The sequence below is a fragment of the Hyalangium minutum genome, from assembly GCF_000737315.1.
Classification (GTDB): Bacteria; Myxococcota; Myxococcia; order Myxococcales; family Myxococcaceae; genus Hyalangium; species Hyalangium minutum.
The window spans coordinates 203,123-227,022 of sequence record NZ_JMCB01000019.1 but is presented as its reverse complement, the minus strand read 5'-3'; the positions used below and the strand labels follow the sequence as shown (position 1 = coordinate 227,022).

The window sequence follows — 23,900 nt, the reverse complement described above, 5'->3', positions numbered from 1 at the left end:
CCCGCCTGCTGCCACCCACTGCCTGGCTGCCCACCTTTCTCTTCCAAGGGGGATGGATGCGGCTGTTCCGGCTCAAATATCTGACATGGCGCGAGTTCGGCCGGCGCATGGTGAAGGAGTTCCAAGAGGACACCGTCACGGATTGCGCTGCGCAGCTCTCGTACTACTTCCTCTTCTCGCTCTTCCCGCTGCTCTTCTTCGTCGTCACGTTGGCGGCGTACATGCCCTTCGCGCAGGGCGCGGTGGAGGCCGTGATCGCGCGTGTGGCCCCGCTGGTGCCGGGCGATGCCCTGTCGCTGGTGAGGGAGCACCTGGACTCGCTGGTGAACCAACCCCGCCCCAAGCTGCTCACGCTGGGTCTCGGGGTGGCGCTGTGGTCGGCCTCGCGTGGGGTGGATGCGCTGCGCAAGGCGCTCAACCTCGCCTACGACGTGCCCGAGTCCCGGCCCTTCTGGAAGACGCAGGGGGTGGCGATGCTCATGACGCTGGTGGGCACGCTGCTCATCCCCATCTCCTTCGCCCTGTTCCTCCTGGGCGGCAAGCTGGGGGAGTGGCTCGCGCAGCGTCTGCAGCTCGTGGACATGTTCCACGTCGTCTGGTCCTGGCTGCGCTGGCCCTTCACCGCTGCGCTGGTGATGCTGATGCTGGCGCTCTGCTACTACGTGCTGCCGGACGTGAAGCAGCGGTTCAAGTACATCACACCGGGCTCCGTCATCGGCACCGGGCTGTGGCTGGTGAGCACCTGGGGCTTCACCCAGTACGTGGAGCACTTCGGCAAGTACAACGTGACGTATGGCTCCATCGGCGGCGTGGTGGTGCTGCTCACGTGGCTCTACATCACCGGCCTCATCTTCATCCTCGGCGGCGAGCTGAACGCCATCCTCGAGCACGCCTCCAAGGATGCGCGAGCCAAGGCCAAGGGCGCGAGGGCGCCCGGCGAGGCGCCTCCGCTGGAGCCTCCGCTCAAGACGCCGGGCGCGGCCAAGAGCGCCAGCAGCGCGCGCAAGACGCGGTACGCCTTCTGGCGGTGGAAGAAGCGCGTGGCCCGGGGCCAGTCCCCCGAGCCCTCCAACACCGAGCTGCCTCCCACGGTTCACTGAAGCGCCCACGGCCCGGGCGACCGGCTAAGATGGACGCTCCGAAGGGAGCGTCCGAATGAAACGAAAGTACCGGTGCCTGGCGTGCAATCACATCTACGATCCCGCCGAGGGAGACCCAGAGGGGGGCATCCCTCCCGGGACTGCGTTCGAGGACATTCCGGACACCTGGTTCTGCCCGGACTGCGGCGCCACGAAGGCCGACTTCGAGCCCTTCGAGGACTAGTCGGCCCCCTCTCTACTTGCCGCCCAGCTTCGCCTTGATGGGCGCCAGCCGGTCCGCGCCCACCTCGCTGCCCCGGTACCCCTTCTGGGCGATGACCTGCTCCAGGTGGCTGATGCGGTCGGCGTTGGTCGGGTGCGTGCTCAGCCACTTGAGCACTCCCGGCGTGTTACCCTGCAGCTTCTGCAGCTTCTGGAAGAAGGTGATCAGGCCGCGCGGATCGTAGTTCGCTCCCGCCGCGTACTTGGCGCCGTACTCGTCCGCCTCCGTCTCCTCGCTGCGGCCGTGAGCCAGCATCGCGCCTTGGCCCACCAGCGCCGCGGCGATCTGCGACGCCATGCCCGGGTTCTTGCCCAGCGCCAGCTGCGTAATCGCCTGCAGGCCGTACGCGTTCACCATGGCGCGCGCCGAGTGCCGGCCCACCACGTGGCCCGCCTCGTGCGCCAGCACTCCCGCCACCTCGGCCTCGTTGTCCGCCGCCAGCAGCAGGCCCGTGTACACATAGAGGTAGCCGCCCGGCGTGGCGAAGGCGTTCACCGTCTTCGGGTCGTTGATGACGTTCACCTTCCACTTCACGCCCTTCCGGTCCGAGTTGGCTTGCTGGAGGATGGGCGTGGCGATCCGGTTCACGTACTCCACGATGGCCGGATCCTGGACGTACTGGATCTTCTCCTTCTGCTCGAGCTCTTGCTTCACCTGCAGGCCGATCTGCTCCTCCTGCTCGTCCGAGATCAGGATGTCCGCCACGGCCTTCTCTGCCCGGATGCGCTGCTTGGCGCAGCCGGTGCTGAGGCTCATCGCGAGGGTGAGGCCCAGGACTACCGACAGGGTGCGCTGCATAGCCACGTCTCTTCCTTTCCTGACGCTGCGTAAGGGTGCGCCGGACTCGTAGTCAGCGCCCTGAGGCGCGGCAAGCATCACGACGCCGCTTCTTCCGGGGGACGGGGGCAGGTGGCGGTTATGCAACGCTCGGCCTCGCACGCCCCCCCGGCTGGCGCTCCGCCAGGGAGCCTGGCGGCCCTTGTCGCTCCCGGCCCTGGGACGGACTTTTAAGTCCGGTGGTCCGCGCACGGACGCCGGGAGGCCCCAGATGTCACGTCCTTGCTGGGTCGGCTCGCTGAGCTTCGGGTTGGTTCATGTGCCAGTACGGCTCTACGCTGCGGTAGAGCCCCGCACGGTGAAGTTCCACCAACTGCACGACGCGGATGGCGCGCGCATCCGCCAGAAGCGCGTGTGCTCGGCGGATGGCCAGGAGGTGCCCTTCGAGCGTGTGGTGAAGGGATACGAGCTGCGGCCTGGCCACTATGTCGAAGTCACCTCTGGCGAGTTGGAGGCGTTCGATCCGAAGTCCAGCCGCTCCATCGAGCTGGAGGACTTCGTGAAGCTGGAGGAGATCGACCCCGGCTTCTTCGAGGCCAGCTACCACCTGGTTCCAGAGGTGGAGGCCGAGCGCCAATACTCGCTGCTCGTCGAAGCCCTGCGGCGCTCCGGCCGCGTGGGCCTCGGGCGCCTGGTCATGCGCCACCGAGGACACCTGTGTGTGGTGAGGCCCTTTGGCCGGGGGCTTGGCCTCTCCTCGCTGTACTACGCAGAAGATCAGATCGCCCAGGACACGTTGCCGGAGCTGGACGTGATGGGGCCTCGCCCCTCCGAGCAGGAGGTGGAGATGGTGCTGCGCCTCATCGAGTCGCAGTCCACGCCCTTCGAGCCTCGCCGCTACCATGACACCCACCGGCAGCGGCTCCTGTCCTTCCTGGAGCGCCGCGCCCGCGCCCAGTCGAAGGTCGTCGAGCCTGCTGTCTCGCCTTCCGCCCCCATGCAGGCCTCGCCCACTGCGGAGCGGCTGGAGGCATTCCGGCGGATCGAGGAAGGGATTGCTGCGCTGCGTCAAGTTGGCCGGGGCTCAGCGCAGGCGGAGCGGCGGCTCCCGGAGCGAGGAGCACTCCGGCTCCGTGCTCAAGCGGCTCACGAGGTCCGAAGCCGCGAAGGGAACAAGGCCGAGGAGGCTGGAGCTTCGGCCGACGTGGACCTATCCGAGCCCTCCTGAGCCCCCTCGCAGGGCAGCCATGCGGCGGAAAAGGCAGGCGGTTACCATGGCGCCGCCATGTCCGTTGCGCTCGAAAACCGCATCGAAGTGCTGCGTGCCCACCGTCACTTCCGCCCCGGAACCGTGGACCGCTTCGCGCGCTTCATCACCACCGCTCCCGAGGAGGCGCTGTTCCGCACCAGCCCGCTCCACTTCGCTGCGGACGCGGGCGTGCCGGAGAACGAGGCCATCGACCTGTTTCTCCGCGCCACTCACGCCGGCATCCTGGAGTTCACCTGGGGCCTGCTGTGCCCATGGTGCGGCGCCTTCCTGACGACGCCTGCGGCGCTGCGCTCGCTGAGCCGGGAGCGTGACTGTCAGATGTGCCGGGTCAGCGTCCGCACCGAGGACGACACCATGGAGGTCGCCTTCAGCGTGGCGCCCGCCGTGCGCCGCATCCGCTTCCACCAGCCCGACTCCCTGGATCTCCAGAGGGACCTGCTGGCGCTGATGTTCTCCCAGAGCCGCACCGTGCCGGAGAACATCCGGCAGCTCCTGGGCGAGAGCGTCCTCGAGTCCATCTCGCTGCCCCCGGGAGGCGTCCACCGCTTCACCCAACGGCTGGAGGCGGGCCGTATCTACTTCCTGGCCGCTCCGATCCACCACGTGTACTGCAAGCTGGAGGTCTCCGCGGATGAGGGCGTGAGCTCCGTGGACGCGGAGCTGATGGATGGCCGGATGCTGCCGGGCCTGGTCAAGGTCCGGGCCGGAGAGGTCTCCCTGACGATCCACAACCGGACGCCGGACGCCGCGCGGGTGGCGCTGGTGAAGTTCTGGTTCACCTCGTCCCAGCTGTCCTGTGACATCCCGTCGATGACCCGGGGATCCACGATGCGGCGCTACTTCAGCGGCAAGCGGCTGGTGACGCACCAGACGTTCCGCGAGCTGTTCCGCGCCGAGAGCATCCCCTCCGAGGGTGGCCTGGAGTTCAAGTCGATGACGGTGCTCTTCACGGACCTGAAGGGCTCCACGGAGCTGTACGAGCGCATCGGCGACATGCGCGCCTACGGGCTGGTGCGCGAGCACTTCGGGGTCCTGAGAGACCTGATCGCCGAGCAGGGCGGCTCCATGGTGAAGACGATTGGAGACGCGGTGATGGCCAGCTTCGCGGAGCCCACGCCCGCGCTGGAGGCGGCCACGGCCATGACGCGCGAGGTGCGGCGGGTGAGCCGCGAGGGCGCTCAGTTGCAGCTCAAAGTGGGGCTGCACACGGGGCCCTGTATCGCGGTGGAGCTCAATGAGCGGCTGGACTACTTCGGCCAGACGGTGAACGTGGCCGCGCGCGTGCAGGGCGTGGCGGGCGCGGACGAGATCGCCATCACCGAGCCTGTGTACGCCGCCCCGGGCGCCCAGGACATCATCCGCGCCGCGGAGCTGAACGCTACGCGCGAGCGCGCCCTCCTCAAGGGCGTGGAGGGCGAGACCACCGTCTACCGTCTGCGGTGAGGTGATCAGGATCCTCCCGGTTTTCTTTGCCTGGGGACCATCCGAGGCGACACTGCGCGCTTCATGGGAGTGCGCGCACAACGGCGAGACCGGTGGGGAGGCCTGCTGAGGCTCGCGGTGCTCGTGGTGTGGGGCGCCGCCACAGCGGCCTGGGCGCTGGAGGCGGATCGGCGCATCTCCCAGTACAACCACCAGGCTTGGCGCAGCGAGAGTGGCTTGCCGCAGCTCTCGGGACTGGCCTGCGCGGAGACGCCCGACGGCTACCTGTGGTTCGGCACTTTCGAGGGGCTCGCCCGGTTCGATGGCGCGCGCTTCTCCGTCTTCGATCGGAAAAACACCCCCAAGATGCAGGCCGTGTCCATCTCGTCGCTGGTGACGGACGGGTCCGGGGTGCTCTGGGTGGGCACGGGTTTGGGTCTTCTTCGCTATGAGAAAGGCCAGCTCCGGCAGGTGCCCGGCGTGGATGGGCTGGATGTGCAGCCCATCCTGGGGCTCGCGGCGGACAGCACCTCCGTGTGGGTCGGGGCGGCTGAGGAGCTGGTGCGGGTACCGACCTCCGGCGGCGCGCCCCTGCGGCGCTACACGGCGCGCGACGGGATTCCCGGTGGAGCGGTCTGGGCGCTCGTCCCGGATGGGGAGGGGGGCGTGTGGGGCGGCACGGCGAAGGGCCTGGTCCGCGTCAAGGGAGATTCGGTGGTGCTCACCCCGCTGCCCGGGACCGATGCGCCGCGCGTGGCCGGCCTGATGCTGGCGCGGGATGGCACGCTCTGGATTGGCACCACCCAGGGGCTCTACTCCCTGCGGGAGGGCCAGTTCACCGTGTATGGCGCCGAGCAGGGCGTACCCCGGTTCCAGATCAAGGCGCTGCTCGAGGATCGGGACGGCAACCTCTGGGTGGGGACGGACAATGGGCTGGTGCGGCGGGGCGTGACGGGCTTCTCTCCCGCGCTGGCTCCGCAGAGCCTGGCGAACGAGCCCATCCTGAGCTTGTGCGAGGTCTCGGATGGCAGCGTGTGGGTGGGGACGGGGCGAGACGGGGTCCATCGCCTGCGCAGCGGGCCCTTCCTCCCCGTCGGCGAGCCGGAAGGCGCCACGGTCATCTCACCCACCGTGGTGCTGGACACGAAGGATGGCTCGCTGTGGTGGGGCTCCTTGCGCGGCGGGCTGGAGCGGATGAAGGACGGCGTCATCACCCGCATGGGGCCGGAGCGTGGGCTGGAGGACGAGCGCGTCCGCTCGCTGGCGGAGAGCTCGGACGGCACGCTGTGGGCGGGGACGTACTCGGGCGCCTACTGGTTCAACGGGGAGCGCTTCGTCCGGCCCAAGCCCGAGCTGGGGTTTCCTCCGGGCGCAACCATCTGGTCCATGGCGCCAGAGCCGGATGGCGGCATGTGGTTCGCCACCTCGTCGGGGCTGGTCTCGCTGCGCAACGGCCGCGTCACGGTGTACGGCCGCGAGCAGGGCTTCACCGTCGAGTTCATCATGCCCCTGCTGCGGGAGGACTCGGGGACGATCTGGTACGGCACGCACTCGGGCCTCGTGCGCTTCTCCCAAGGCACCTTCACGCGCTTCACCACGCATGATGGGCTCGCGGGCAACTCGGTCTTCAGCCTGTTCCTGGATACGGATGGTGCGCTGTGGGTGGGGACTGGCACCGGGCTGAGCCGCCTGAAGGATGGGCGCTTCAGCTCGGTCACCACCGCGCAGGGCCTGCCGGATAACACCGTCTACAGCCTCCTGCTGGACGCCCAGGACTTCTTCTGGATGAGCAGCAACAAGGGCGTCGCCCGGGTGAGCCGCGGCGAGGTGGCGGAGGTCATGGATGGGCGGCGCGAGCCCGTGCGCGGCATGCTCTTCGACGACCGGGACGGGATGCGGGCGGGCGAGTGCAACGGGGGAGGCCAGCCCGCCGCATGGAGGGCGCGCGACAAGAGGTTCTGGTTCGTCGGCCTGCAGGGCGTGTCCGGGGTGCGGACGGAGGACGCCCGGCTTCGTTCCCCGCTTCCTCGCCCCTTCATCGAAGAGATCCGGGTTCACGGCCAGCCCGTGCCGTCCACCGATCGGCTGGAGCTGGCGCCGGGCCAACAGTGGGTGGACTTCCGCTTCACCGTCTTCGAGCCGCACGGCGCCGAGCGGGTGCCACTTCGCTACCGGCTGGAGGGGTATGACAGCGGCTGGGTGGCGGCCGAGGAGCGGCGCATCGTCTCGTACTCGCGGCTGACGCCGGGCACGTACCACTTCGAGGTCACCGCGCTGGGCCGGGATGGCCGGTGGGTGGAGCCCGGAGCCCGGGTGGATGTGACGCTGCGGCCCTGGTTCCACCAGACGGGCTGGTTCTACGCGCTGTGTGTCTTGGCCGCATGCGGCGTGGTGATGGGCGGCTACGCCTGGCGCGTGAGCGGGCTCAAGGAGCGCGAGCGCTGGCTGCAGGCCCGCGTGGAGGAGCGGACCCGGGAACTGGATGCCAACCTCCAGGAACTGCGTGCCACGCAGGCTCAGCTCGTCCAGGCGGGGAAGATGGCGGCGGTGGGCACGCTCGCCGCGGGTGTGGGGCACGAGATCAACAACCCGCTCTCGTACATCATGTCCAACCTGGACCACGCCAGCGGGGAGGTGAAGGAGCTGGCGCGGGAGGCGGGCTCGCAGGCCACGCTCGATCGGCTGCGGGAGCTGGAGCAGGTGCTGCGCGAGGCGCTGATGGGCGCGGACCGGGTGCGGCGCATCGTGAAGGACCTGAAGACGTTCTCGCGCCAGGACGAGGAAACGCACGGTCCGGTGGACTTGCGGGCGGTGATGGACTCGGCAGCGAAGATGGCGGCCGGAGAACTGCGCCCGCGCGCTCAACTGATCCGCGAGTACGCGGAGGATGTGCCATCCGTGGAGGGCAACGAGGCACGGCTGGCGCAGGTGTTCCTCAACCTCATCATCAACGCGGCCCATGCTCTGCCGGAGGGCAAGCCCGAGGAGAACGAGGTCCGGCTCGTGCTGAAGCGGGGAGGGGAGGCACAGGTGGTGGCGGAGGTGCGAGACACGGGTTGCGGCATCCCTCCCGAGGTGATGGGGCGCATCTTCGATCCGTTCTTCACCACCAAGCCGGTGGGCGTGGGCACGGGGCTGGGCCTGGCGCTGTGCCATGCGTTCATCAGCTCCATGAGCGGGCGCATCGAGGTGGAGAGCCAGGTGGGCAAGGGCACCGTGTTCCGGGTGCGGCTGCCAGGGGCCAGCCGTGCGGCGCAGCAGGTGGCTCTGGCGCCCCAGGTTCGCTCGGGAGCCACAGTGCGCGGTCGGCTGCTGGTCGTGGACGACGATCCGCTGGTGAGCTCCGCGCTGCGGCGCACGCTCTCGCGCGAGCACGACGTGGATGTGGAGGAGAGTGCGCGGCAGGCGCTGGAGCGGCTCACCTCCTCCGAGGGCAGCAGCTACGACGTCATCCTCTGCGATCTCATGATGCCGGAGATGACGGGCATGGAGCTGCACGCCCAGTTGCTGGCCGCCTCGCCGGAGCGGGCCCGGCGCATGGTGTTCATCACCGGCGGGGCGTACACGCCTGCGGCCAAGGAGTTCCTGGAGACGGTGCGCAACCCGCGCGTGGAGAAGCCCTTCGACTCGGAGCGGCTGCGCGCGCTGGTGCGCGAGTGGGTCAAGGAGGCCCGCCAGGAGGCTCGCCTGCACGAGGGAGCCTCCCGGAGGTGAAGCCGGGAACGGCCTACTTCAGACGGCCTTCGGCTGCGTCAAAGTCGAGGTTGGAGAAGTACGCGTCCACGTACTTCGCGCGCTCGTTGGCCTTGTAGTCCGGCACGAAGGCGTGCTCCCACGCATCCATGACGATGATGGGCTTGAAGCCGGCGATGTTGTTCGTCTCGTGCAGGGTGATCCAGTGGTTGGACAGCCACCCGGTGCGCGGATCCTGGAAGGTCACCGCCCAGCCGATGCCCGGCATGGTGGAGATGGCCTTGAAGTCCGCCAGCCACGTCTCGAAGGAGCCGAAGCTCTCCTCCATGGCCTTCTTCAGCTTCGCCGGGGGCGTGGCGCCGCTGCCGCCCGCCTTCAGGTTGCCGAAGTAGTACTCGTGCAGGACGACGCCGTTGTACTCGAAGCCCAGGCGGCGGGTCATCTCCGCGTACATCGGGTTGGTGCCGGCCGCCTCACCCTTGGTGGCCATGCCCGAGAGCGTCTCGGTGAGCTTGTTGGTGCGGTTGACGTAGCCCTCGTACAGCTTGAAGTGGACCTCGAGCACTGCGTCGCTGATGCCCTTGAGGCCCTTGCAGTTGGGGAACTGCATCGGCGTGTACTTCTTGTCGGCCATACTTCCTCCGGGTGAAGAGATTGAGGCCCCCCTCATTAGGAGAGGTGCCGGCTTTTGGCGCGGGGAACTTCTCGCGGGTGTACGCGCATGAACAAGTAAGAAATGCGCGGCACTGGCGCACGGTGCTATGTGCCCGGGGCGGATGCCTGAGCTTCCCGAGGTTGAGATTGCCCGGCGCAACCTGGCGCGTTGGCTCCAGGGCCACCGCGTGGTCCGCGCCGAGGCGGACAACACCCGCGTCTTCCGGGGCGCCAAACGTGCGAAATTCGCCGAGCTGACGGGGCGCGTCGAAGCCCTGGAGCGCCGGGGCAAGTACCTGCTGCTCACCTTCGAGGGCGAGCGGGGCCTCCTGGCCCACCTGGGGATGACCGGGAAGTTCGTCCGCCGCCCCGAGGGCCAGTCCGAGCCCTACAGCCGCGCCCGCCTCCACCTGGAGGACGGCACTGTCATCCACTTCAAGGATTCCCGCCTCTTCGGGCGAATGGAGCCCGCCCCCGCCGCGAAGCTCCGCCAGCTCAAGGCCATCGAGGAGCTGGGCCGGGACCCGGTGGCGGACGGGCTCTCCGCGGAGCAGCTCCGGGAGGCGCTCGGCACCACCCGGCAGGACCTCAAGGTGGCGCTGATGGACCAGGGGCTCCTGGCGGGCCTGGGCAACATCTACGCCGCCGAGGCCCTGTTCCGCTCCCGCCTGCACCCGGCCCGCAAGCCCGCCTCGCTCAAGCCCGAGGAGTGGGAGCGCCTCACCCAGGCCATCCATGAGACGCTCCAGCGGGCCTTGGCGGAAGAGGTGGGGGATGAGCAGACGTACCTGGAGGAGGGCGCCGACAACCCGTTCCTCATCTACGGCCGAGCGGGCACGCCCTGCCCCCAGTGCAAGACAAAGGTTCAGTCCTTCACGCAAGGCGGACGGACCACGCACTTCTGCGCGAAGTGCCAACCCCTGCGCAGCACAACCCGAAGCAAAGGGAGGAAGCGATGAGCGTCAAATCCAAGGGCCTCGACCACGTGGCCATCGCCGTGAAGGACCTGGAGAAGGCCATCTCCCACTACCGGGACGTGCTGGGCTTGGAGCTGGCCGAGATTGAGGAGGTGCCCGAGCAGCAGGTGCGCACCGCCATCTTCGGCCACGGCATGGGCCGGGTGGAGCTGATTTGTCCCACCTCTGCGGACACCGGCGTGGCCCGGTTCCTCGAGAAGCGGGGCGAGGGGATGCACCACATCTGCCTGGAGGTGGAGGACATTGAAGCGACCCTGGCGGCCCTCAAGGCCAAGGGCGCACCGCTGATCGACGAGACGCCTAAGCCCGGCGCGGGTGGGGCGAAGGTGGCCTTCATCCACCCCAAGGGGAACCACGGGGTGCTCGTCGAGCTGCGCCAGGGCCCCAAGCCGTGAGTTGACATGTGGGTACGGGACGTGTGGTTCACGTTGACACCCCTCCCCCCCGTGGCTTAACTCGCGCGCCCTCTGTACTCAGCCGCCCCGAGCGGTTCTGGAGAAACGTGCCCATGTCTCACGTCCTGCTGGCGGCGTTGCTCGTCGCCTCCGCCACGGCCACCGCTCAGACGTCGCCACAGAAGACGCCGGTGCCCGAGAGCGGGACGCCCGCGTCCGCCCAGCCCGCGCCCGCCACCCCGGCGGCTCCCGCTGTCGCCACGCCGGCCCCGGCCGCTCCCGCTGCTCAGTCTGCCCCCGCCGCTCCGAGCGAGCTGACCCCAGAGATGCAGGCCGAGCTGGACCGTCGCCTGGAAGCCGCCAAGCAGGAGATGCGCGAGGAGATCCGCGCGCAGATGGCCACCCAGTCGCTGGGCTCTGACTGGCAGCAGGAGTGGACGGAGGAGAAGCGCAAGCTGGAGCTGTTCACGCTGGATGGGTACTTCCGCGTGCGGCCGAACCTCTTCTACAAGTTTGACTTGGGCAAGGGGCGGGACACCTCGCTGTTCCCCACGCGCTCGGAGACGGAGAACACCCAGGCAGGCGCCAACATGCGCGTGCGGCTGGAGCCCACCTTCAACGTCTCCGAGGAGGTCCGCCTCAAGATGCAGGTGGACCTGCTGGACAACTTCCTGTTCGGCTCCACGCCGGACCTGACGCTGGATGGCGGCCGCAACATCTTCGGCATCTTCTCCGAGAGCCAGGACTCCTCGGCCTCGGCGGTGACCGCGCTGCGCGACTCCATCGTGGTGAAGCGGGCCTACGGCGAGGTGAGCACGCCGGTGGGCATTCTGCGCTTCGGCCGCATGGGCAGCCACTGGGGCCTGGGCATGCTGCGCAATGACGGCAACTGTCTGGACTGTGACTTCGGCGACACGGTGGACCGCATCCAGTTCGTCACCGAGCCCTTCTCCGGCTTCTACGTGACGCCGATGATCGACTTCAACGACGAGGGCGCCACCAGCCAGCAGGTGACGGGCGACGCCCAGCGCGAGTCGTTCGATTACTCGAACGCGGACGACAGCCACAGCTACGTGATTGCCATCGCCCGTCGGGACACGGACCAACAGGCCAAGGACAAGCTGGAGAACAACCAGGGCGTGCTCAACTACGGCCTGCACTTCACCTACCGCACCCAGCGCTGGGAGGAGGAGAACAACACGGCCACGCTGACCTTCGTGCCGCGCGACGCCACGCTGTACGTGCCGGACCTGTGGCTGCGCTACGAGGAGCGCATGTTCCGCATCGAGGTGGAGTTGGCGGCCACCTACGGCAGCATCAACAACCGGGCGCTGACCCTGGGGGACGCCTCCAACCCCTCGCAGAACCAGTCGCTGCGCGTGCTCCAGTTCGGCGGTGTGGCCCAGGGCGAGTACAAGATGCTCAACGGCGATCTGCACCTGGGCCTGGAGCTCGGCTTTGCCTCGGGTGACAAGGCCTCGGGCTTCGGCTACTTCCAGCGCAGCCGCACCGTCAACCCGAACGGCCGGGACGTGGGCCTGCCCCAGTACCAGTGCGGCGTGGGCGGCTGCAGCGACAACGCCATCCGCAACTTCCGCTTCAACCGCGCCTATCGCGTGGACAACATCCTCTGGCGCGAGCTCATCGGCGGCCTCACCGACGCGGTCTACGTCAAGCCCAACGTGAAGTACTCGCTGGCGGACGGCTTCGACCTGTTCGGCAGTGTCGTCTATTCGCAGGCGCTCTACGCGCAGTCCACGCCGTCCACCGTGAACCGCAGCCTGGGCCTCGAGGTGGACCTGGGCGCCCGCTACGAGACCGAGGATGGCTTCGTGGCCGGCCTCAACTGGGGCATCCTCTTCCCCATGTCCGGCCTGCAGGAGGCCCCGAACTCGGCCGTTCAGCGTGAGTTCGAGACGGCTCAGGCGTTGCGCGGCACGCTCGGCATCCGCTTCTAGGCCACGGACATGAAGCGCTTCTATCGTGGCTTCGTGGTGCTCCTGGGCTTGGGGCTGCTCCTGGCGGCCTGTGGCATCAAGGGGGCCCCGCGCCCTCCCGAGCCTCCTCCTCCGCCTCCCGCGGATGCCCAGCCTTCGCCTTCGCCGGATACAGGCAAGTGAATCACTTCAGCTATCACCGAGGCACCCTCCACGCGGAGGAGGTGCCCCTGCCCGCCATCGCTGAGGCGGTGGGGACGCCCACCTACGTGTACTCGAAGGCCACGCTCACCCGGCACTTCCAGATGGTGACGGAGGCCTTCGGGAAGCACCCGCACCTCATCTGCTACTCGGTGAAGGCCAACAGCACCCTCGCGGTGCTGCGGCTGTTCGCGGAGGCGGGGGGCGGCTTCGACATCGTCTCGGGCGGCGAGCTCGCCCGGGTGCGGCAGGCGGGCGGCGATCCGGCCAAGACGGTGTTCGCCGGCGTGGGCAAGACGCCGGACGAGATGGAGCGGGCGCTCAACGCCGGCCTCCTCATGTTCAACGTGGAGAGCGCCGAGGAGCTGGAGATGCTCGACGCGGTGGGCCGCCGCCTGGGCCGCCGCGCTCCGTTCGCTCTGCGCGTGAACCCGGACGTGGATGCGCGCACGCACCGCCACATCGCCACTGGCCTGAAGACGTCCAAGTTCGGCGTGCCCTTCGAGGAGGCGGTGGACCTCTACACCCGCTCCCGGAAGATGAAGGGGCTGAGCGCGGTGGGCCTGGACTGCCACATCGGCTCGCAGCTGACCCGCTCGGCGCCCATGAAGGCGGCCATCTCCAAGGTGGCGGGGCTGTACCGCTCGCTCAAGGAGCAGGGCCATCCGCTGGCGTACCTGGACATCGGCGGTGGCCTGGGCATCACCTACCGGGACGAGACGCCTCCCTCGCCTCAGGAGTACGCCCGCACCGTGCTGGAGGCGTCCAAGGACACGGGGGCCACCCTCATCCTCGAGCCGGGGCGTGTGCTGGTGGGCAACGCCGGCGTGCTGCTCACCCGCGTGCTGTACCGCAAGCGCACCCCCGCGAAGACCTTCGTAGTGGTGGATGTGGGGATGAACGATCTCATCCGCCCGGCGCTCTACGAGGCCCACCACGAGCTGCAACCCGTGGTGAAACGGCGCGGCAAGCCCGTTCAGGTGGACGTGGTGGGTCCGGTGTGCGAGTCCACCGACGTGCTCGCCCGGGCCCGGCCGATCGTTCTTCCTCAACAGGGCGAGCTGTACGCCGTCATGAGTGCTGGGGCGTACGGCATGAGCATGGCATCAACGTACAATTCCCGGCCCCGGCCCGCCGAGGTGCTTGTTGACGGAGCGGCATGGCGAGTCATCCGCGAGCGTGAGACCGTCGAGGATCTCTGGCGCGGCGAGCGGGCCTGACCGTATAAGCGGCGTTCATGATGACCTTTGAAGGCTCCATGACGGCGCTCGCCACGCCTTTCCGGAATGGAAAGCTCGATGAGGACGCCTACCGCGCGCTGATCGAGCGGCAGATCGCCGGCGGGACGAGCGTGCTGCTGCCCATCGGGACGACGGGCGAGGCCGTGACGATGACGGCCGAAGAGCGCTCCCAAGCGGTGCGCGTGGCCGTGGCGGCGGCAAAGGGCCGGGTGCCGGTGGTGGCGGGAGCGGGCTCCAACAGCACGGCGGAGACCATTGAGTCCGTGGGCCGCGTGCGCGAACTGGGCGCGGCGGGCACGCTCATCGTCACGCCCTACTACAACAAGCCCACGCAGTACGGCCTGCTGCAGCACTACCGGGCCATCGCCAAGGCGCACCCGGGCTTCCCCATCGTGGCCTACAACGTTCCGGGCCGCACGGGCGTGGATCTGCTGCCCGAGACGGTCATGTGGCTGTGCGACATCCCCGAGGTGGTGGCCCTCAAGGAGGCCACGGGGAGCATGGCGCGCGCGGTGGACCTGGTGGAGAAGTGCGGCGACCGCATCACCCTGCTGTCCGGGGATGACTTCACGGTGCTGCCCTTCATCGCGTGCGGCGGCAAGGGCGTCGTCTCGGTGTCCTCGAACGTGGCGCCGCGGATGATGGCGGATCTGGTGGCCGCGGCCCGCGCCGGCGAACTGGAGAAGGCGCGCGACCTCCAGGTGGGGATGAACGCGCTGCACAAGCTGCTCTTCGTGGAGTCCAACCCCATCCCCGTGAAGTGGGCGCTGCACCTGATGGGCGTGTTTGGCCCGGAGATTCGCCTGCCGCTGACGCCGCTGTCCGAGCCGCAGGCGGCGAAGCTGAAGGAAGAGCTGACGCGGTTGAACCTGGTGTGAGTCATCCCCGGGCTCTCCCGTCTGGAGGCTCGGGTGTCGAGAGCGGGGAGCCCATGCTTCGTACAGTCATTACCGGTGTCTCGGGCCGCATGGGCAGCACGCTGCTGCGGCTCGCGCGCAGTACCCCGGGCCTCACCGTCGTGGGCGCCACCTCCCGGACGGGCAGCCCTGCGGTGGGGCAGGATGCCGGCACCGCCGCGCGCCTGAGCGATCCGCTCGGGCTGGCCGTGTTGGATGACCTGGGCAAGGCCATCGATGCGGGCGCCCAGGTGGTCATCGACTTCACCAGCGCCGAGGCCAGCGTGGAGCACGCGCGGCTGTGCGCGGTGCGCGGCGTGCCCATGGTGATTGGCTCCACGGGCTTCTCGCCGGACACGCGCTCGGAGGTGGCCTCCGCGTCCATGTCCATTCCCATCGTGCTGGCGCCGAACACCTCGGTGGGCGTCAATGTCGTCATCCAGGTGGCGGCCGAGCTGGCCCGCGTGCTGGGCGAGGGCTTCGACGTGGAAGTCCTGGAGACGCACCACAACAAGAAGAAGGACGCGCCCTCGGGTACGGCGCTGAGGCTGGCCGAGGTGCTCGCCCAGTCGCTGGGCCGCACGAGTGACGACCTCGTCTTCGCGCGCAAGGGCTGGCTGGGGGCGCGGGCGCCGCAGGAGATCGGCGTGCAGGCGCTGCGGGGTGGGGACGTGGTGGGCGAGCACACGGTGTTTTTCTTCGGAGAGGGCGAGCGGGTGGAGCTCACCCACCGGGCAACCAGCCGGGACCAGTTCGCCAAGGGGGCCCTGCGCGCGGCAAACTGGGTGGTGGCCCAACGCCCTGGAATCTACGACATGGCCGACGTGCTCGGCCTGAAGAGGACCGCATGACCGTCACACGCTACTGCCGCTTCCTGCACGAAGGCCGCGCCTGGTACGGCCGCATCGAGGGCAATGAGGTGGTTGTCCTCAACGGCGCGCCCTGGGGCCAGGGGAGCAAGGAGACGGGGCTGCGGCGCTCGCTGTCCGCGGTGGCGCTGCAGGTGCCCTCCGAGGCCTCGAAGATCGTCTGCATCGGGCAGAACTACCGCAAGCACGCGGAGGAGATGGGCAAGCCGGTGCCGCCCGAGCCGCTCATTTTCATGAAGCCCTCCACTTCGCTCAATGCGCCGCGCTCGCCCATCCGTATTCCCAAGGCCAGCGAGGAGGTGCACTACGAGGCGGAGCTGGGCCTGCTCATCGGCGAGCGGTTGAAGAACGTGGACGAGGCCACCGCCGCGCGCGCCATCTGGGGGCTCACCTGCTTCAATGACGTGACGGCGCGCGACATCCAGAAGCGCGAGGTGCAGCACACCCGCGCCAAGAGCTACGACACCTTCTCCTGCGCGGGCCCCTGGGTCGTGACGGGGCTGTCCCCGGCGGATCTGCGCATCCAGTGCCGGGTGAACGGGCAGGTGCGCCAGGACAGTAGGACTTCCGACATGGTGTTCAGCCCGGCCCAGCTGGTGTCCTTCATCTCCCACATCATGACGCTGCTGCCCGGGGATCTGATCAGCACCGGGACGCCGTCCGGGGTGGGGAAGCTGGCAGCCGGAGACACGGTGGAAGTGGAGATCGAGGGAATCGGCACCCTGGCCAACCCGGTTGAGAACGAGCCGTGAGCACTGCCACCGTCTACGTCGGGCTGGGTTCCAATGAAGGAGACCGCGAGGGCTACCTCGTGGCGGCCCTCGAGGCCCTCTCCCGGATCGACGCCGTCGTGGTGCTGCAGTGCTCTCCGCTCTTCGACAGCGCTCCGGTGGGCCCGCCGCAGCCGCGCTTCCTCAACGCCGTGGTGGCGCTGGACTGTGGGCTGCCTCCGCAGCGGCTGCTCACCATCCTCCAGCGCATCGAGCAGGATCTGGGCCGCCGCCGCGATGGATCGCGCTGGGGGCCTCGGCCCATCGACCTGGACATCCTCCTCTGGGAGGGTGAAGTGATCGCGGATGCCAACCTCCAGGTGCCGCACCTCGAGCTGCACAAGCGCCGCTTTGCACTCGAGCCGCTGGCGGAGCTGGCCCCCCATGTGAAGCACCCGGTGCTGGGCGTTCCCGTGAAGGAACTGCTCGCCCGGCTGGATCCCCAAGATGTCCGCAGGCTCTTGGCCACGCAGTGGCCCGATCTGAGCCCTCTGGTGAACGAGTCATGACCCTTTCCTTTGCCCTCGCGGCCGCGGCTCTGCTTGCCGCGGAGCCCTCCAACCTGCCGCCCAACCACCCACCCGTACCCCCGGGGACCCAGGCGTCGCCTGCACGTCCTCCTCCAGGAGTCCTGCCCGAGGGGCATCCGGCCATGGCGCCGGGCCAGGGCATGGAGGACGGACAAGGAGGGCTGCCGGAGGGCCACCCGCCGATGACAGGGAGCGGGGCGGGCCAGGGCCGGCTGCCGCCCAGCGCCGAGGATCTGCTCAAGCAGTTGGATGCGACCGAGGGCCTGAAGTCGCGGGAGAAGACGTTCGAGATCGCCTCCTCGCTGGGGAAGCTCTACTACTCGAACGGCCGGCCGGGGGAGGCGATGATGTACTTCCTCCAGGCGGAGCAGAAGGCTGTCGCGACGCGGGCCCTGTTCGTGGAGCAGCGCAAGAAGCTGGGCAAGAAGCCGGTGCCCAGCGCGGAGGAGGTCGGCTGCGGCTTCACGCCCACCACGCCTCTGGCGGACATGGCGAAGGTGGCCGACGAGCGGGCCAAGAAGGGTGACGTCGCGGGTTCGGCGGCCTGTGCCCGGTCGGCGCTGGAGCCGGTGCTCGAGGTCGAGGTGATGCGCGGCCAGGCGCTGTACCTCACGGGCGACAAGGCCGGCGCGCTGACGATCTTCGAGCGGGTGCTGGATGTGGCGCCCTCGAATGCGGAGGCGCTCTTCTCTCGCTCGGCGGTGCTGTACGAGACGAAGGGCGAGGACGTGAAGGCGCTGCGCGCGGCGCACGAGGGCTTCGAGGCCTACGTGGCGGCGCATCCGGACGCTCCTCGAGTGGATCTGGCCAAGCAGCTCAGCGTGTTCGCCGAGGAGACGGCGAAGGCGGGCGGCCGGGAGAAGTGGAAGCAGCAGCGCGCCGAGGAGCGGCGCATCCGCCTGTCCCAGCCGAGGCCGTCGGCGCCCATGGCGGGCAACATGCCGATGGCCGGTGGGCCGATGGCGGGCGGCCCCATGGCCGGGAACTCTGGGGCACAGGGTGGGCCGCCAGCGCTGACGCAGGAGATGGTGGACGCCATCCAGAACACCGAGCGCACGCCGGAGCTGGAGGCGGGCCTGGCGAAGTTGGTGGAGGAAGGCGAGGAGCACCTGTCCAAGGGCCGCTGGGACGATGCGCTCGGCGTGTACCGGCGCGTGGTGCCGTTCCAGCCGGACAACGGGCGCGCGAAGGCGGGCATGGCCTGGGCGCTGGTGGGGAAGAGCTCGCCCATGGCGGACCGCGTGTGGGGTGTAGCGGTGGGCTCGGACGCGGCGGCGGTGGAGCAGCTCGGCGATAGGCTGATGGCCAAGGGTGACGCGAAGGGTGCCAAGGCGCTCTGGGCGAAGCTGCTGCAGTCCGCGCCCAGCTACCCGAACAAGGCGGCCTTGCAGGCCAAGGCCGCCCAGTAGTCCCTGCTCTGGATGCCGGACTTAAGGGGCGGTGCTGCGTGAGCGGCGCCGAACCACCAGCGCCACCAGCAGCAGTCCTCCCATCCACAGGGGGGCGGTTCCGGTAGAACTGCTGGCGCAGCCTCCGCCCTCCGGGATGAGTTCCTGTCCCTCGCCCTTCAGCTGGATGGCGACGACTGTCTCGATGTCCCGGCCCGTCGTCTCCGCGCGCTGCATGCGCAGCTTGAGTTCCTCAGCGGCAAGGCCCTTGGCGACAGGGGAGAACGTCACAGAGATGAGGACGCTTCCGCCCGCTGGGAGTTCCTCGGAGAGCGCGCTCGGGTCCAGGATGAACGCCTGGGAGGGCTCCTGCAGAACGCTGATCCGCGCCTTCAAGTCCGACAGGTTGGTGAGGGTGATCGTCTGCGGCTCGCTCTTCTCTCCTGTCGAGACCGGGTCGAAAGCCACGATCATGGGATTGACGTCCAGGAAGCGCGTCACGGCCTTGCCCTTCAAGGAGACCGTCGCGGCGCGTTCTTGCGCCGTGGTGGCCAGCCTCAGACTCACCTCCGAGACGGCGGCCTCCGTGGGACGGAACTCGATCTTCATCGTGACCCGTCCTCCGCTGGGGACCTCCATCGTGGGACCGTCGCCGACCTTCTCGATGAAGGTCACGCGGAAATCGGCCGCCCGCGTGCCTTCCAGGATCGGCGGCAGCAGGTGGATCGTCTCGCTGCTGTCATTGGTGAACTCGACGAGCTCCGCGCTCTCTTCCCAGCGCTCGTCCACCTTGCGAAGCGTGCCGAAGTCCACGCTGCTCCGGAGGCCCTTGAACACCGAGGACAGGCCCTCGCCGCGCAGCTTCACCAGCCCCTCGGTGGAATCCGCGCCCGTGTCGGGAGATCTCGGAGCGTTGCTGGTGATCTTCAACAGCGCCGCGGACGAGATACCGGCCTTGGCGAGGAACGTCACATCCATGCTCAGGGACTCCCCGGCTGCCAGCTCCCGAGGCGTGAAGGGAAGTACCGAGAAGTGATCGGCCTGGGCGGTGGGGGAGGTCCGGGCGGGATCCTCGATGATCCCCAGGGAGGTGATGGTGAGCGGCGCGATGGAGGTGTTCTTGATCACCACGGGCTTCTTGGGTGGGGCGAGAGAGCCCGCCACCGTCTTGTGGAAGTCCAGCTCGTACGGTGAGAGCTCCAGCACGCTGGAGCGGCCCTCGCCGGACAGCAGCACCTGGTACTGGCTGACCTCGGAGGCATCCGAAGTCACCACCAGGTTGGCGGAGGATGCCGCAAGCTGCTGAGGCTCGAAGTACAGTGTGACGTTCACGGAGCCACCCGCCGCCAGTGTCGTCTGCGTGAAGGGCACCTCCAGCGGGAACAGGGCCTTGTCGCGACCCTCCACCGAGACCTTCGTGATCGTCAGATCTCCGGGAGGATCCCCCGGGGAGACGGGCGACACGTTCTTGAGCATGAGCGTGACGGGCTTCGAGCGCGTCCCGATCCGCACGCCTCCGAAGTTCATGCTGCTGATGTCGGCTCCGCCTGAACCGGACGGCGGATTCGCCAAGCTCACCTGCAGTTGGGCCGTGGTCGCCGTGCCTGTCACGTCGAAGGTGAAGGTCTTGCCGCTCTTCAGGGTGATGGTGCCCGTGGCCTCGCGGTGACCGGCGGCGCTGCCACTCCTCGGAGAGAAGTACAGAGGGATGTCCGCGCTGGCTCCGGGGGCAATGGGAGAGGCAGGGAGAGTGCCGTGGCTGAAGTCTCCCGGAGGATCGAACTGGATGGAGGCGACCTCCACGGACTCTCCTCCCGAGTTGGTGAGCCGGAGGGGATGCGCCTGGGAGCGCGCCAGCAGGTTGCAGGGCTCGAAGTTCAAGACAGCCGGGGTGAGGGTGAGGGCCCCGATGGCGGTGGCGCTCAGGTTGAACATGAGAGGATTCGGGCTGCTGTCGCTGTTGCTACTGATGATGAGCTTGCCCGGGTGCTGCGCCGTATCCTCGATGGCCTTCGTCTTGAGGTAGACGGTCTTCCTGTCCGTGTGCCCGAGGGTGATGTTGCTGAGCGAGCTGCCACAGGCCGGTTGAGTATCCGAGTAGATGCAGAAATAGGGGACCGCCTCGCTGGACAGGGAGACGGAGACGATGCCGAGCTGCGCCCGGCCACTGTTGATCAGGGTGAGATCCTGCGGGACGCTCTCCGTGTTCAACAGCGGAGTGAAGATGAACTCGGAAGGTCCTTGCGTCGTGAGCACGGGCGAAGTGACGGTGCCGCGCACTTCCATCTCGACCGAGGAGGCCGGATCCCCGTTGGAATTGCTCTTGATGAGGAAGGTCTCGGTGACGGACGCGGGCGTCGCCCGCTGAGGCTGGAAGTAGACGTCGAAGAACATTTCACCCTCCTGCTCATCGAGGCTCACGGGCCAGTCGTATTCCACCCGGCTGCCCGAAGAAGGCTCCCGGTAGGGCTTGCTGAAGCCGGTGACCTGGTTCGGATACACCTCCTTGGGGATGGGCTGGTAGACACGGAGGGTGGTCGCGCCTGTGTTCTTGATTCTGTTGCGCTGGGTGACCCGAGTGTTCTTGGCGACATCGGTGAACTGATGGAGCAGCTGGCCGTAGGTGGCGACGGGGAGCCCCGCTTTCCCTTTGAGGGAGATGGGGATGATCGTGGCAGGGTTCCCAGTGAACTTCACCGACAGGGTGCGGTTCTCGGACACGGTGGACGAGAGGGGCGTGAAGAAGACCTTGATCTTCCTCTTGGCGCCCGACGCGATGCGCGTGTCTGCCGGCCAGCCCTCGATGGAGTAGGTGAAGCTCGTTGCCGTGGCGGGCAGGATCTCCACGGTCTCGAGGTCGATCGCCACCTCACTGTCATTGGTGACGGTGATCTCCTGCGTGTCCGTGGTCTGGGGAATGGTCTTGAAGTCCAGACTCTCCGGCGTGTGAGCTACGAGGACATTCGCCCCCTTGCCCGTCAGGGGAATGGTCTTGCTGGTGGTCACGCTGGGATCGGTGCCGCTGTAGGTGATGCGCAGCTTGCCCGTGTAGTTCTGATCGACGGTCGGGGTGAACTTCACCTTGAGCGGGGGATTGCGCGCCGTGTCTGGAGAGATGGGCGTCTCGCTGCTGCTGATGGGGTCAATGGCGAAGGCGCCCGCCGAGGGCTGGACGTCGACGAGCTCGACGCGGGTCAGCTTGAGGGGCTCGAGGCTGTCGGCCTGATTGCGGACCTGGAGCTGGAGTTCCTTGGTCTTCATCACCTGCTGAGAGCCGAACGCCAGCGGGGTGGGAGAGATGTCTGCGATAGGACCTGAAGCAGTGCCCCTCAGCCAGAAGTTGAGGCTGGAAGAGATCTCCCGGCCGGCATCCGTCTTGAGATGGAACACGGGCCTGACCTCCTTGACGCCCACGCTCTGGGGAGTGAAGGAGAAGGAGAGAGCCAGCGACTGGCCCGCGCCGAGCGCTCTGGGAAGGCTGGTCTTGAGCGAAAAATCTCCACTGGTACCGAGGGAGATCTGCTCCAGGCTGACGTTCATGTTGCCCTCGTTCTTCAGGGTCACGGACTGGGCGCTCGATTCCCCGTAGGGAAGCTGGCGCGAGAAGGGCAGCTCTGGCGCGGTCACCGTCAGGACAGGGGCCAATGCCGTGCCGACGAGCCTGAGCGTGGGAGCTGTCGCACGGGGCGTGTTCTGGAGGTGGAGCGTCTCGTCGAAAGAGCCCGGCGCGGAGGGACGGAAGGTGATGCGGAGGGGAGCGACACCGTGGGCGGGAATGGTCAGGCCGCTCCCGGGAAGGTCCACGGAGAACGGGGAGCCCGGCTGCGTGGCGCCGATGACCGTGACGGGGGAGTCGCTCTGGTTGTTGAGCGCCGCCTCGAGAGTCTGGGGCGTGCTGACGCCCAGCTCGTGAGCGGTGAAGTCCAGCCTCGGCGGGGTGATGGAGAACAAGGTGCTGGAGAGAGTGCTCTGGAGAGGAATTGCCAGCTCGAAGGCGCCATCCCTGAGCGTGAGCTGGCCATTGAACACGCCTGCGGAGAGGTTGGCGTTGTTGAACTTCACCGTGAGGAGCTTGTGCTGCAGGGGCGCGATGGCAATCGAGGATGGAGAGACACTGAAGGGGTTGGATGCACTGGCCGCCGAGGTGCTGGCGCTGAGGTTCAGGGACACATCCCCCGTGTTGACGATCTCCACTGGCACGGTGACTTCACCGGGCTCGTCGGCTCCCCGGGTAGCGAATGTCACCTGGGAGGGAGTGGCCTCGAGCGCACGTGACGGCGCCGTGGCCTCGCCGCCGAGATCCGCCACATGAGGGGAGCCCGTGCTGTTGCTGGTGAGCTTGAGCTGGGCTGTATGCGAGCCAGACGCTGTGGGGGCAAACTTCACATTGAGCGTGTGTTCCTCTCCCGGTTCCAGCCCGAAGCCGAAGGCCGGCGTCACGGCGAACTGAGTCCCTGCGCTGGGCGTGGAGACCCCCTCGAGCGTGGGCGCAGCGACCTGAAGGCGGGCTCCACCATGGTTCTTCACCTTCACCGGTAAGGGGGCACTCACGCTTCCCGTGGTGGTCGAGAAGGAGAGGGGGGCGTGCGACAGGACGAGCAGGGGCGCGGAGTCGAGCGCTCCCACGACTTTGATCTTCTGGGAAGGCCTGCATGGGTCCGAGCTGGAGACCGTCAGGGTCTCCGAGAAGAACGTCCCCGCAGCAGAGGTGGGGAGAGTCACGGTCAAGGACGTGATCGCATTCTGCGCCAGGGAGGTGGCACCGAGCTGCGCCGAGAACGGGCTCCGGATTGTCGCTGCGAGAGAAGAGAGCGTGGAGTCACCCGTATTCTCCAAGCTCACCGTGGCGCTCGCCCCGGGGGTGAGGATCAGCGGAGACGAGGAGAACTCGAGGCGGGGGCCCGTTCCCGTGCCCGACAGATTGATGGTGAAGAGCCCCTGGGCGGGATCATCGGTGACCAGGGTGAGGCTCCCGTTGAACTGATCCGGCTCCTCGGGCCGGACGGCCACGGAGAAGTACGCGCTCGTCCCGGCTGCCAACGAGAAGGGAGGGGTCACTTCTTGGTGGGCGCTGTTTTCGATGCGTGTCAGGACAAAAGGTGCTGTCACGGCCACGAAGGCGATCTGCCGGGCAGCCGCGGGGTCTATGTTGCGCACCTCGATCGTTTGAGCAGGGCTCGTCGCGCACACTTGCTGACTACTGAAGTCGATGGCCGGGGTGGCGGTGCCGAGGTCGATGGCTTGCACCGAGCCACCGTTCACTGCCGCCACGAGAGCTGCTCCCCGGCTGGGGAGTGCGATGGCGCCGGGTGTGGGCGAGGGCGGCGGCGGTTCGCAGGCGGCGAGCACGCAGAGCCCCAAGATGAGCGGACCGTGAACATGTTTCATGTGAGACCTCTCTTGTTCTGCGAAGGAAGCAGGTGGAGACCTGTGCGGTGGAACCCTCTCAGGCCGCCTGCTCGGGGGCTGTGAGGCCCTTCATTCAGGGGCTGTGAAGGGATTCACTCGCTTCGGTCGT

18 protein-coding genes are annotated in these 23,900 nt (G+C 68.0%); 15 read left to right on the top strand and 3 right to left on the bottom strand.

Annotated features, from left to right (window positions below):
- Positions 1-56: 56 nt before the first annotated feature.
- Positions 57-1,100, top strand: coding sequence for a YihY/virulence factor BrkB family protein (locus tag DB31_RS36405; RefSeq protein ID WP_044196761.1), 1,044 nt, complete (start codon positions 57-59; stop codon positions 1,098-1,100).
- 55 nt (positions 1,101-1,155) lie between these two features.
- On the top strand, positions 1,156-1,323 hold the full coding sequence (gene rd, locus DB31_RS46110) for a rubredoxin (RefSeq protein WP_063769297.1): 168 nt from the start codon (positions 1,156-1,158) through the stop codon (positions 1,321-1,323).
- A gap of 12 nt (positions 1,324-1,335) precedes the next feature.
- Here rd and DB31_RS36400 read toward each other — a convergent pair whose 3' ends face one another.
- The gene (locus DB31_RS36400) at positions 1,336-2,160 is read right to left on the bottom strand and encodes a M48 family metallopeptidase (RefSeq protein ID WP_044196759.1); all 825 of its coding nucleotides are present in this window, start codon (positions 2,158-2,160) and stop codon (positions 1,336-1,338) included.
- Positions 2,161-2,410: 250 nt separating this feature from the next.
- On the opposite strand from DB31_RS36400, the gene ku reads away from it, so the two are divergent.
- From ku to DB31_RS36385, 3 genes are all read left to right on the top strand, one after another.
- Positions 2,411-3,367, top strand: a complete 957-nt coding sequence (ku, locus tag DB31_RS36395; protein ID WP_075306401.1) for a non-homologous end joining protein Ku — start codon at positions 2,411-2,413, stop codon at positions 3,365-3,367.
- 57 nt (positions 3,368-3,424) lie between these two features.
- Entirely contained in the window at positions 3,425-4,852 is a 1,428-nt protein-coding gene (locus DB31_RS36390) for an adenylate/guanylate cyclase domain-containing protein (RefSeq protein ID WP_044196758.1), read from the top strand.
- A gap of 63 nt (positions 4,853-4,915) precedes the next feature.
- Positions 4,916-8,545: a two-component regulator propeller domain-containing protein gene (locus tag DB31_RS36385; protein ID WP_052420528.1), complete on the top strand. Its 3,630-nt coding sequence runs from the start codon at positions 4,916-4,918 to the stop codon at positions 8,543-8,545.
- Positions 8,546-8,558: 13 nt separating this feature from the next.
- On the opposite strand, the gene DB31_RS36380 is transcribed toward DB31_RS36385, so the two are convergent.
- A complete protein-coding gene (locus DB31_RS36380) occupies positions 8,559-9,158 on the bottom strand; it encodes a superoxide dismutase (RefSeq protein ID WP_044196756.1) in 600 nt (199 codons plus the stop codon).
- Positions 9,159-9,300: 142 nt separating this feature from the next.
- On the opposite strand from DB31_RS36380, the gene mutM reads away from it, so the two are divergent.
- From mutM to DB31_RS36335, 10 genes are all read left to right on the top strand, one after another.
- Complete coding sequence (mutM, locus tag DB31_RS36375) at positions 9,301-10,137, top strand: bifunctional DNA-formamidopyrimidine glycosylase/DNA-(apurinic or apyrimidinic site) lyase (protein ID WP_044196821.1); 837 nt, start codon at positions 9,301-9,303, stop codon at positions 10,135-10,137.
- On the top strand, positions 10,134-10,550 hold the full coding sequence (gene mce / locus DB31_RS36370; RefSeq protein WP_044196754.1) for a methylmalonyl-CoA epimerase: 417 nt from the start codon (positions 10,134-10,136) through the stop codon (positions 10,548-10,550). Before mutM ends, mce begins: the two co-directional genes overlap by 4 nt.
- A gap of 113 nt (positions 10,551-10,663) precedes the next feature.
- The gene (locus DB31_RS36365) at positions 10,664-12,508 is read left to right on the top strand and encodes a TIGR04551 family protein (protein ID WP_044196752.1); all 1,845 of its coding nucleotides are present in this window, start codon (positions 10,664-10,666) and stop codon (positions 12,506-12,508) included.
- Positions 12,509-12,517: 9 nt separating this feature from the next.
- Positions 12,518-12,670, top strand: a complete 153-nt coding sequence (gene lptM, locus DB31_RS49320) for an LPS translocon maturation chaperone LptM (RefSeq protein ID WP_157232344.1) — start codon at positions 12,518-12,520, stop codon at positions 12,668-12,670.
- On the top strand, positions 12,667-13,908 hold the full coding sequence (gene lysA / locus DB31_RS36360) for a diaminopimelate decarboxylase (RefSeq protein WP_044196750.1): 1,242 nt from the start codon (positions 12,667-12,669) through the stop codon (positions 13,906-13,908). The genes lptM and lysA overlap by 4 nt, the downstream gene beginning before the upstream one ends.
- Before the next feature lie 17 nt (positions 13,909-13,925).
- Positions 13,926-14,807, top strand: a complete 882-nt coding sequence (gene dapA, locus DB31_RS36355) for a 4-hydroxy-tetrahydrodipicolinate synthase (protein ID WP_044196748.1) — start codon at positions 13,926-13,928, stop codon at positions 14,805-14,807.
- A gap of 53 nt (positions 14,808-14,860) precedes the next feature.
- Positions 14,861-15,676, top strand: a complete 816-nt coding sequence (dapB, locus tag DB31_RS36350) for a 4-hydroxy-tetrahydrodipicolinate reductase (protein ID WP_044196745.1) — start codon at positions 14,861-14,863, stop codon at positions 15,674-15,676.
- Complete coding sequence (locus DB31_RS36345) at positions 15,673-16,446, top strand: fumarylacetoacetate hydrolase family protein (protein ID WP_044196743.1); 774 nt, start codon at positions 15,673-15,675, stop codon at positions 16,444-16,446. The genes dapB and DB31_RS36345 overlap by 4 nt, the downstream gene beginning before the upstream one ends.
- Positions 16,443-16,973, top strand: a complete 531-nt coding sequence (gene folK / locus DB31_RS36340) for a 2-amino-4-hydroxy-6-hydroxymethyldihydropteridine diphosphokinase (RefSeq protein WP_044196741.1) — start codon at positions 16,443-16,445, stop codon at positions 16,971-16,973. Before DB31_RS36345 ends, folK begins: the two co-directional genes overlap by 4 nt.
- On the top strand, positions 16,970-18,403 hold the full coding sequence (locus tag DB31_RS36335) for a tetratricopeptide repeat protein (RefSeq protein ID WP_044196739.1): 1,434 nt from the start codon (positions 16,970-16,972) through the stop codon (positions 18,401-18,403). The genes folK and DB31_RS36335 overlap by 4 nt, the downstream gene beginning before the upstream one ends.
- 21 nt (positions 18,404-18,424) lie before the next feature.
- Here the strand turns inward: DB31_RS36335 and DB31_RS36330 are convergent, their stop codons facing one another.
- The gene (locus DB31_RS36330) at positions 18,425-23,770 is read right to left on the bottom strand and encodes a choice-of-anchor D domain-containing protein (RefSeq protein ID WP_083969104.1); all 5,346 of its coding nucleotides are present in this window, start codon (positions 23,768-23,770) and stop codon (positions 18,425-18,427) included.
- Positions 23,771-23,900: the final 130 nt, after the last annotated feature.